The following is a 9,991-nucleotide window of genomic DNA, read 5'->3' on the forward strand; positions in this document are numbered from 1 at the left end:
CCCCTCCCCGGCAGCTCGGCGCGGTCCGGGTCGCCGCCGGGCGACCCGCTCCGGTCAGCCGGCCGCCTCCGGCCGGGCCGGCCGGAACCTGCCCGCCGCGATCGGCGTCGGGCTCGGGCTCGGCGCGGCGATCGTCGTTCCGCTCTTCCTGTTCCGCCCCGCATTCCTGGCCGTGGTGGCGATCGCCGTCAGCATCGGCATCTGGGAGATGACCCAGGCGGTACGCCCCAGCGGCATCCGCCCGCCACTCGTGCCGCTGGTCGCGGGTGGACTGCTGATGGTCGGGCTGGCCTGGTGGGCCGGGCCGGACGCCCTCAGCCTCGGGTTGCTGGTGACGGTGCTGGCGACCCTGGTGTGGCGGCTCGGTGACGGGCCGGCCGGCTACCAACGGGACATGACCGCGGCCACCCTCATCGCGGTCTACGTGCCGTTCCTCGCCGGGTTCGCGGCGTTGCTCGCGGCGCCGGGTGACGGCGACCTGCGGGTGCTGGTCACCCTGGCCGCCGTCGTGCTCTCCGACACCGGCGGGTACGCCGCCGGTGTGGCGTTCGGCAAACATCCGATGGCGCCTTCGGTCAGTCCGAAGAAGTCCTGGGAGGGATTTGCCGGCTCGGTCGCGGCGGCGGCGGTCGGTAGCGCCGTGCTGCTGGGGGTCCTGCTCGACGTCGAACCGTGGTGGGGGGCGCTGTTCGGGGTGGCGGTCTCGGTGGCGGCCGTGCTCGGAGATCTCGGTGAGTCGATGATCAAGAGGGATCTCGGGGTCAAGGACATGAGCAACCTGCTGCCGGGGCACGGCGGGCTGATGGACCGACTCGACTCGGTCCTCTTCGCGGTGCCGACCGGGTACCTCCTCCTGGCGATCTTCGCGCCGGCCGGTTGAGAGTCGACGTGAGCCTTCACACCCGGGTTATCCGGCACAGCCCGCCGGATCGGCACCCTCGGCCAGGTGCGTTGTCGCGCGGACGTGGGAGACTGGACAGGCCATGACGAGCCTGCCCATGATCCAGATTGCCTCGGACGCCCCGATCGGGTCCGCACCGTTGCGTCGGGCGGCAATGCCGCCCCGGCATCTTGCCGACCTCGACCTACCCGGACGGCAGGCGGTCATCGCCGAGCTGGGTGAGCCCGCCTTCCGCGCCAAGCAGATCTCGACGCACTACTTCGGCCGCCTGGTGCGGGATCCGGAGCGGATGACGGATCTGCCGGCCGCCAGCCGGGACCGGATCACCGAAGCGCTGCTGCCGAACCTGCTCACCCCGGTCCGCGAGGTCGCCTGTGACGACGGCGCGACCCGGAAGGCGCTCTGGCGGCTGCACGACGGTGCGCTGGTCGAGAGCGTGCTGATGGGTTATCCCGATCGGGTCACCGTCTGCATCTCCAGCCAGGCCGGCTGCGGCATGGCCTGCCCGTTCTGCGCTACCGGTCAGGCCGGGCTGACCCGCAACCTCTCCACCGCCGAGATCGTCGACCAGGCCGTCCACCTCGCCGGCGTGGCCGCCTCCGGAGCGGTCGCCGGATCCCCGCCCCGGCTGTCGCACGTGGTCTTCATGGGCATGGGCGAGCCGCTGGCAAACTACTCGCGGGTCGTCGCGGCGGTACGGCGGCTGTGTGCGCCGGCCCCCGAAGGGCTCGGCCTCTCCCAGCGTCACGTCACCGTCTCCACGGTCGGCCTGGTTCCCGCGATGCGCAGGCTGGCCGAGGAGGGACTGTCGGTGACTCTTGCGTTGTCGCTGCATGCGCCCGATGATGAGCTGCGCGACGAACTGGTGCCGGTCAACCAGCGGTGGAAGGTTGCCGAGGTGCTGGACGCCGCGTGGCACTACGCGGAGCGTACGGGGCGTCGTGTATCCATCGAATACGCGATGATCAGAGATGTGAACGACCAGCCGTGGCGTGCCGACCTACTCGGTCGGTTGCTGGCTGGTCGGCTGACCCACGTGAACTTGATCCCGCTCAACCCCACCCCGGGTAGCCGCTGGGACGCGAGTCCCAAGCCGGTGGAGCGGGAGTTCGTCCGGCGTCTGCGCGCGGCCGGCGTCTCGACGACCGTCAGGGACACCCGCGGGCGTGACATCGACGGTGCGTGTGGCCAGCTGGCCGCCGCGACGGTGGCACCGTGAGCGGCCGGGACATCAGACTTAGTAGTGCCGCTCGCGGCGTCGACGCGCATGGCGGGGCGGCGTGAGCGAGCGAAGCGAGCGAGCGAACCAGGAGACATAGTGGCGAGTCAGGGTCAGCGTTTCCGGCGCAAGGCGCTCCGGCGGGGCTACAAGGTCGATGAGGTGGACACGTTCCTGGACCGTGTCGAGGCCACGCTCGCCGGTGAGTCGCTGGGCGCGCCCGTCGCCTCCCAGGAGGTACACGACGTCGTCTTCCGGGTGCGTTTCGGAGGGTACGACGAGTGGCAGGTGGACCTGCACCTCGACCGGGTGGAGCGGCAGATCGCCGAACTGGAGGAGCGGGGCGGCGTCGGCAGCAGTCGTGGCGGCGACTCGGGGATGGGTGACCGGGGAGCGCAGCAGGGCCGACTCGGTCCGCCGGATCGGATGGGTCCGCCGGATCGGATGGGTCCGCCGGATCGGATGGGTCCGCCGGATCGGATGGGTCCGCCCGACCGGATGGGACCACCGGATCGGATGGGACCGCCGGACCGGATGGGGCCACCGATGCGCGACGACCGCGGGCTCCCCCCGGGTGGGCAGCCGCCACCGTTGCGTCCCATGCCGGCGCAGGCAGGCCCGCCGAACGATCCGTACGGGCAGTTCGACGAGCCCACCGGCACCTTCGGAGGTGGTTTCGAGCCGCAACGGGGTGGTTTCGACCCCCAGCGGAGTGGCGGCCTGGAGCCCCAGCGTGGCGGGTTCGAGCCGCAGCGTGGTGGCCCGGAGCCGCAGCGGGGTGGGTTCGACCCCCAGCGTGGCCCGGAGCCGCAGCGTGGTGGCTTCGAGCCCCAGCGTGGCGGGTTCGAGCCGCAGCGTGGTGGCCCGGAGCCGCAGCGCGGTGGGTTCGACCCCCAGCGTGGCCCGGAGCCGCAGCGCGGTGGCTTCGAGCCTCAGCGCGGGGATTTCGAGCCGCAGCGTGGTGGGTTCGACCCCCAGCGTGGCCCAGAGCCGCAGCGGGGTGGCTTCGACCCGCAGCGAGGCGGTCCCGAGGGCCAGCGTGGCGGCTTTGATCCGCAACGCGGCCCAGCTGCCCCGATTCCCCCTCGTGCTCCGGGCGGCCCCGCCGGTGGCTTCGGGCCGAACGAGCGGTTTGACGGATTCGACCCGAACCGCCACGGCAAGGCCGACATGACCGCCGAGATCCGGATGCCGGACCGTGAACTGCGCGGACCTGGCCGGGGTGTGGGCGATCCGCCTCCGATGGCGCCTCCGCCGATGGGTGGCCCCGGGCTCGGCGGTCCGCCCCCGATGGGGGCACCGGGAATGGGCGGGCCGGGCAGTGAGATGGCGCGGATCGACCAGATCCGGCGCACCTTCCAGGTCCGTCGGTTCGGGAGCGGTTACGACCCTGATCAGGTCGACCGGTTGTTCGAGGGAATCCTCGGCAGCATGGCCGGGCGCGGACCGATGCCGGTCAACCCCAACGATCTCGACACGACGCGGTTCGGGCTGGTCCCGGGCGGCTACTTCGAGGCCGAGGTCGACGCGGCACTGAAGGAAGTTAAGGACCTGTTGCTCGGGCAGTGAGCGTCTCACCGCCGGCGAGGACGTTGCCCTCGCCGGCGCGGCGCATGGGTGAGGATCCCAGATGTCGACGGTTGGTGCGCCAGCTCCCGACGGGCTGGCTGCCAGATCCCGACGGTTGCAGGCGAGATTCCGACGGTCGGCCCAGCGGGCCTGACGGCGGGCCCGCCGCCCGGGCCGATCCCGCCTCGGGCGCACTCGACCGGCGGGCCAGCGGGAAACCGCCGTCAGCCCAGCGGGGATACCGCCGTCAGGCCAGCCGGGAAACCGCCGCCGGATCGACCGGGACAGGCCGATCAGCCGGGATTACCGTCAGGCCGGGCCGGGAATCAGGAACGCAGGCCGTTGCGGCGCAGGATCGTGTCGCCGATGACGGCCACCACCAGGAACGCGGCGATCCCGCCGAGCCAGATCTTCTCGATGCCGCTGACCTCGTTGTTGTTGAATATCATCAACACCAGCGCGGCCGCGGAGAGGATCGCGCCGATCCGACCCGCCTTGCGGTGTCCCGGCTTGTGTTGGTCGGGTGACGTCACCGGCTCGCTTCCAGCCACTTTCCGGTCCTTTCCTCACGATCGGATGCCGGTAAGTCTGGCACGTGCCGTACCGAGCGCGCCGGAGGGCCCGGTGTCCCGGCGCTGTCCGGTTCTGCCGCAGACCCGGCGGGAGCGCGGTCGGACGGCCCAACCCGGCGTCGCGGGCCGAGCGGCTTGGGGCCTCCGGTAGCGTTTGGGCGTACGCCTTGATTCCGGGGCCAGGGATGAGATTGCCTATGTCTAGGGGGACTGTGCGGTGCGACTGACCGGTACGGGACACGCGAGCATGCGGATCGACACCGGTGCGGGCAGCATCCTGTGCGACCCATGGGTCAACCCGGCCTATTTCGCCTCGTGGTTCCCGTTCCCGGACAATTCACAGCTCGACTGGGAGACGCTCGGGCAGGTCGACTACCTGTACGTCTCGCACCTGCACCGGGACCACTTCGACGCGGAGCACCTCAAGCGGTTCATCTCGAAGAAGGCCACCGTCCTGCTCCCCGAGTACCCCACCTCGGAACTCGAGGACGAACTGCGGGCACTCGGGTTCAACAGCTTCCTGCGTACCAAGAGCAACGAGGTCGTGGAGCTCGACGGCGGCCTGCGAGTGATGATCCAGGCGTTGACCAGTCCGACCGACGGCCCGATCGGTGACTCGTCGCTGTGGGTGGAGTACGACGGCGTACGGCTGCTGAACCAGAACGACGCCCGCCCGAGCGATCTTGAGATCTTCGCCGAGCTGGGCCACGTGCACGCGCACATGCTGCAGTTCTCCGGCGCGATCTGGTACCCGATGGTCTACGAGTTGCCCACCGCGGCCAAGACCGCCTTCGGCAAGCAGAAGCGCGACCGGCAGATGGACCGGACGATCCGCTACATCGACGACCTCAAGGCGTCCTGGGTCTTCCCGATCGCCGGCCCGCCGTGCTTCCTCGACGACGAGCTGTGGCAGTTCAACGACATCCACGGCGACGAGGGCAACATCTTCCCCGACCAGCAGGTCTTCCAGGACCACTACACGGAGCTGGGCTACGACAACAGTGTGATCCTGCTGCCCGGTACCGTCTCCGAGGTCGGTGTCGACACCTGCGAAACCACCCAACCGGTGCCGGACGTGCGGGAGTTCTTCGCCCGCAAGGAGGAGCACCTGCGCGAGTACCAGGCCCGGTCCCGGCCGGTGATCGAGGCGGCGAAGGCGTCCTGGCGGCATCCGGAGATCGACGTGCTGGCCGAGATGAAGCGCCGGATCGAGCCGCTGCTGGACGAGTCGATCTACCTGGCCAAGGGAGTGGGCGGCCCGGTCCGGTTCGACCTGGTCGGCTACGACGGCGAGTCGGTCGAATCCATCCTGGTGGACTTCCCGGGCAAGCAGATCCGGCCGTACGGCGACGAGAAGGTGCGGTACCGGTTCCGGACCGAGCGCGCCCTGATCGAGCATCTGCTGCACATCGACGAGGTCGACTGGGTCAACTCGCTCTTCCTCTCCTGCCGGTTCTCCGCGGCCCGGATCGGCCAGTACAACGAGTTCGTCTACTCCTTCTTCAAGTGCCTCTCGCAGGAGCGGCTCCAGTACGCCGAGGGCTGGTACGACGAGCACGAGCGGGCCGTCGACGCCGAGGACATCACCCTGGGCGACTGGGTGGTGCAGCGGCGTTGCCCGCACCTGAAGGCGGATCTGACCCGGTTCGGCATCGTCGAGGACAACCAGCTCACCTGCCAACTGCACGGCTGGCGGTTCGACCTGGCGAGTGGTCGTTGCCTGACCAGCGTCGGGCACAAGATCCGGGCCCACCGGGCCGACGAGCCCGCCCCGGCGAGTGCCGGATCCGCCCCGGCGAGCGCCGAAGCCGAATCCGCCGGCTGAGCCGCAGGTGTTAAGAAGGGGCCCTTCTACAACGAAAAGCGATAAGAAGGGGCCCTTCCTTTCACCCTCATCGGCCGAGGCTGACCCGGCCGAGGTCGGTGAGGATTCGTCGGGCGGCGTTGTGTCCGGCGGCACCGATCACGCTGCCACCGGGGTGGCATCCGGCGCTGCCGGCGTAGAGGCCGTCGAGCCCGGTGGCGTAGGGCATGCGGTCGGTGAACGAGACGGTGTTGTCCACGTGGTGGATGTGCCCGCCGGTGATGCCGAAGTGCGCCTCGATGCCCGGCGGGGTCAGCGGAACCGCGTCGGCGACCAGGTCGGTGGTGCCGGGGGCGTACCGGTCGCAGATGGCGAGCAGCCGGTCGACGTACCCGGGCAGCAGGTCGTCCCAGGAGCCGTCGGTCGGGGCGTACGGGACGGACTGGACGAAGAGTGCGGAGGAGTGGTGGCCCGCCTCGTCCCGCAGTGACGGGTCGACGGTCGTGTGCAGGTACCACTCGATGGTCGGCTCGTCGGGCAGCCGGCCGGCCTGGACGTCCGCCCACATGTCCCGGAGCGCCGCCATCGGCGGCTTGTCGCCGGCCCCGCCGGCCAGCAGGGAGGCGGAGCCCGGCAGCAGGTGGATGGTGGCGCCGAACGGGCTCGGGGCGCCCTCGGGGAGGCAGGAGAACTGCGGTAGGCCGGCGAGCGCCAGGTTGACCTTCAGGGTGGTGCCGGTGCGCCGGGCCGCCGTCATCCGTTCGGTGAGCGATGCCGGCAGGGCGCCGTCCGGCACCAGCTCCATCAGCCGGTACGGGTCACCGGCGCCGAGCACCACCTCGGCGCCGACCGTCCGTCCGTCGTCGAGTACGACCCCACTGACCGCTCCGCCGTCGACGGTGATCGCCGCCACCGGCGTACCGCTGAGGATTGTGGCGCCCGCGGCCCGGGCGGCGTCGGCGAAGGTGTTGGTGACGGTGCCCATTCCGCCGGCAACGATCATCCAGGTGCCGCCCGAGCCGGGCAGCCGGCACATGTTGTGGGCCAGGAAGTTGTGGCCGGTTCCGGGGTCGTCGGGGCCGGCGTTCAGCCCGGAGAGGCCGTCGGTGACGGCGTACATCGAGACCAGCAGTTCGGAGCGGAAGTCGAACCGGGCCAGGTAGTCGGCGACCGAGCCGCGGACCAGGTCGACGAAGGGCTGCCGGAGCGCGCGCCGGATGTAGCGGTCGGCGGTCTCCTCGACCGGCAGTGGCTCGGCCAGCCAGGCCGGTCCGAGATCCTCCCGGAGCGCGGCGAGTTCGGCCTGCATGGCGTCGTCGGCAGCCACGTCGGCCCGGGAGAAGTACCGTTCCATCTGTTCCCGGGTGACCTCCCGGTTGGCGCCGAACAGCAGGTACGGCGAGCCGGCGTCGCCCGGAGTGGGCAGGAAGTAGTGCGGATCGCGGCGCAGCACCGGGATCTCCACGTCGAGCAGCTCGATCAGCTCCGGCGGCATCAGGCCGAGCAGGTACGAGCCGGTGGAGTGGCGCAGCGCCGGCACCTTCGGGAACGGGTTCTCGGTGCGGGCCGCTCCGCCGATCGTGCCGGCGGCCTCCAGCACCACCACGTCGAGGCCGGCGCGAGCCAGCAGGATGGCGGAAACCAGGCCGTTGTGGCCGGCGCCGACGATCACGACGTCGGCGCGGGCGGGTAGCTCGGCGGTCATGCTCGGGAAGCCTAGTTCGGATGCCCTGGGCCGGTGCCAGGTTGGCTGGCCTCGGTTGCGTCCCGGCGTGGGTGGGCTGGATGAATCCCGGCCGAATGTGGTGGGCTGGATGAATCCCGGCCGAGTGTGGTGGGCTGGGGTAGGGCTCGGCCGAGTGCGGTGGGCTGGGCCTAGGTTCCGGTGGCGGATGCCGGGCCGGTGTCTGGTTCCGCGGGAAGCTGTCGTAGGAATGCCGCCAGTTCGGCCTCGAAGAGCGCCTCCGGGTCGGACACCGCCCAGCGGAGTTGGTGGTAGACCTCCATGGAGACCAGGCCGTACAGCATCGTCCAGCCGGACAGCATCAGCCGGGCGACCTCGACCGGCAGTTCGCGGTGCCGTTCCCGCATCGGCCCCAGTGACTCGGCCAGCCGGTGGTCGACCTGGGCCGGCGGCGGCATCGGCATCGGGGAGCGGTGCCACAGTTCCAGCAGGGGGGCGACGAACACCGCACCGAGCCGGGCACCCGGATCGTCGTCGTTGGTGCAGTTGTCCGGAAAGGCGTCGACCCCGGGCAGGAGGCTGCCGAAGACCAGCCCGAACTCCACCGGGTGCCGTACCGACCAGTTCCGGAAGGCGCGGGCGGTCGCGGCGAGTTGGGCGACCGGTGCCGCACCGGCGGCGTCCCGGGCCGCTTCGAGGTGTTCCCGCAACTCGTCCAGCAGATCTCCGGCCAGGTCCACGATCAGGGCGTCGAGGCTGGGGAAGTAGCGGTAGATGGCCGGCGCCGTCATCCCCATGTCCCGGGCGATGGCCCGCAGTGAGATCGCCTGCGGGCCGCCGCTCACCAACAGGCGCCGTGCGCCGTCCTTGATCTCGGAAACGGCGGCGGTGCGCAGGCGTTCCCGGCGGGTCGGTGCCGTCATCGCGAACCCCCTTGACTAAAGAGAACAGCGTTGTAATAGTAAACGGCGTTCACTCATTTGAAGCCTTGTTGCGGGTATGACCTTAACGGCCGACGGGAGCACGGGCGATGTTCGTTTGGTGGGGAAGCGCGGTGGTTCGGCTCCGGTGGGCGGTGCTGGCCGCCGGCCTGGTGCTGATCGCCGTCGGAGCGGCCTGGGGAACAGGGGTCTTCGGCTCGCTGACCGGCGGCGGCTTCGACGATCCGGCCAGCGAGTCGAGCCGGGCCGACCGGCGGATCAGGGCCGAACTAGGTAAGCAGGGTGCCGATCTGGTCGTGCTCTACTCGAGCAACACGGCCGCGGTCGACCAGCCGGCGTTCCGGGATCCGGTCACCGCCACCCTCGACCGGCTGCGCCAGCACCCCGAGGTCGCCCGCGTGACCAGTTGGTACGACACCCAGGCCCCGGCCCTGCTCGCCAACGACCGGCACAGCACGTACGCCGCGGTGCAGCTCCGGGTGACTGATCCGGACGAGATGACCGACGTGTACGAGAAACTCCGGCCGGCTCTGGACGCGCCCGGCGTCGCCACCGAGGCCGGTGGCACGGTGCCCTTCCTGGCCGAGGCGAACGCACAGACCACCGAGGACATCACCCGGGCGGAGACCCTGTCGCTGCCGATTCTGCTGGTGTTGCTGATCCTGATCTTCCGGGGACTGGTCGCCGCCGCGACGCCGCTGCTCATCGGCGGGATGGCAATCCTCGGCGCGTTCGTCTCCGTCCGACTGCTCGGCTTCGTCACGGATGTCTCGGTCTTCGCCATCAACATCATCACGTTGATCGGGCTCGGCATGGCGGTCGACTACGCGCTGTTCATCGTGAGCAGGTTCCGGGAGGAACTCGGCGCCGGCCATCCGACCGCGCGGGCGATCCAGCGCACGATGAACACCGCCGGACGGACCGTCATGGTGTCCGGCCTGACCGTCGCGACGGCGATGGCCAGCCTGTTGATCTTCCCGCAGGTCTTCCTGCGCTCGATGGGACTGGGTGGGATCGCCGCCGTGCTGGTGGCGATGGTGGCCTCGCTGACCGTGCTGCCGGCCCTGCTCGCCGTGCTCGGGCCCCGGATCAACGCACTGGCCGTACGCCTGCCCCGCCGCCGGCGCCCGGCGTCCACCGGTCCGGGACCGCGACCGGCGAGGGGCCGGATCCGGCCGGCCACCACCGGGACGATGCCGGCGGGCGGCTCTGGCGGGGCGCCGGCCACCACCGGGACGATGCCGGCGGGCGGCTCTGGCGGGGCGGTGGACGGTTCCGGCGGCTGTATCTTATACACATCT

8 protein-coding genes are annotated in these 9,991 nt (G+C 70.7%); 5 read left to right on the top strand and 3 right to left on the bottom strand.

Annotated elements, in window-relative coordinates; all coding sequences use genetic code 11:
* From I0C86_RS37085 to I0C86_RS37095, 3 genes are all read left to right on the top strand, one after another.
* Positions 1-880, top strand: an 880-nt coding sequence (locus tag I0C86_RS37085) for a phosphatidate cytidylyltransferase (protein WP_196205985.1), incomplete at its 5' end; no start/stop codon positions are given.
* Positions 881-983: 103 nt separating this feature from the next.
* Entirely contained in the window at positions 984-2,120 is a 1,137-nt protein-coding gene (gene rlmN / locus I0C86_RS37090; RefSeq protein ID WP_196205986.1) for a 23S rRNA (adenine(2503)-C(2))-methyltransferase RlmN, read from the top strand.
* Positions 2,121-2,219: 99 nt separating this feature from the next.
* Positions 2,220-3,689 carry a DivIVA domain-containing protein gene (locus I0C86_RS37095; RefSeq protein ID WP_196205987.1) on the top strand — a complete coding sequence of 490 codons (1,470 nt, stop codon included), beginning with the start codon at positions 2,220-2,222 and terminating at the stop codon, positions 3,687-3,689.
* A 326-nt stretch (positions 3,690-4,015) separates the two neighbouring features.
* On the opposite strand, the gene I0C86_RS37100 is transcribed toward I0C86_RS37095, so the two are convergent.
* On the bottom strand, positions 4,016-4,240 hold the full coding sequence (locus tag I0C86_RS37100) for a hypothetical protein (protein WP_196205988.1): 225 nt from the start codon (positions 4,238-4,240) through the stop codon (positions 4,016-4,018).
* Positions 4,241-4,478: 238 nt separating this feature from the next.
* Between I0C86_RS37100 and I0C86_RS37105 the strand changes: the two genes are divergently transcribed.
* Entirely contained in the window at positions 4,479-6,086 is a 1,608-nt protein-coding gene (locus tag I0C86_RS37105; protein WP_196205989.1) for a Rieske 2Fe-2S domain-containing protein, read from the top strand.
* Between the two features lie 67 nt (positions 6,087-6,153).
* On the opposite strand, the gene I0C86_RS37110 is transcribed toward I0C86_RS37105, so the two are convergent.
* On the bottom strand, positions 6,154-7,770 hold the full coding sequence (locus I0C86_RS37110; protein ID WP_196205990.1) for a phytoene desaturase family protein: 1,617 nt from the start codon (positions 7,768-7,770) through the stop codon (positions 6,154-6,156).
* A gap of 170 nt (positions 7,771-7,940) precedes the next feature.
* The gene (locus tag I0C86_RS37115) at positions 7,941-8,672 is read right to left on the bottom strand and encodes a TetR/AcrR family transcriptional regulator (protein ID WP_196205991.1); all 732 of its coding nucleotides are present in this window, start codon (positions 8,670-8,672) and stop codon (positions 7,941-7,943) included.
* Between the two features lie 107 nt (positions 8,673-8,779).
* Between I0C86_RS37115 and I0C86_RS37120 the strand changes: the two genes are divergently transcribed.
* On the top strand, positions 8,780-9,991 hold a 1,212-nt coding region (locus I0C86_RS37120; RefSeq protein ID WP_196205992.1), incomplete at its 3' end, for an MMPL family transporter.

The sequence above is a fragment of the Plantactinospora alkalitolerans genome (assembly GCF_015690345.1).
Lineage (GTDB): Bacteria > Actinomycetota > Actinomycetes > Mycobacteriales > Micromonosporaceae > Plantactinospora > Plantactinospora alkalitolerans.

What these genes read in the sequence shown, in the direction of transcription:
- rlmN (WP_196205986.1), top strand. Translation starts at nt 984, where the DNA reads ATGACGAGCCTGCCCATGATCCAGATTGCCTCGGACGCCCCGATCGGG.
- I0C86_RS37115 (WP_196205991.1), bottom strand. Translation starts at nt 8,672, where the DNA reads ATGACGGCACCGACCCGCCGGGAACGCCTGCGCACCGCCGCCGTTTCC.
- I0C86_RS37110 (WP_196205990.1), bottom strand. Translation starts at nt 7,770, where the DNA reads ATGACCGCCGAGCTACCCGCCCGCGCCGACGTCGTGATCGTCGGCGCC.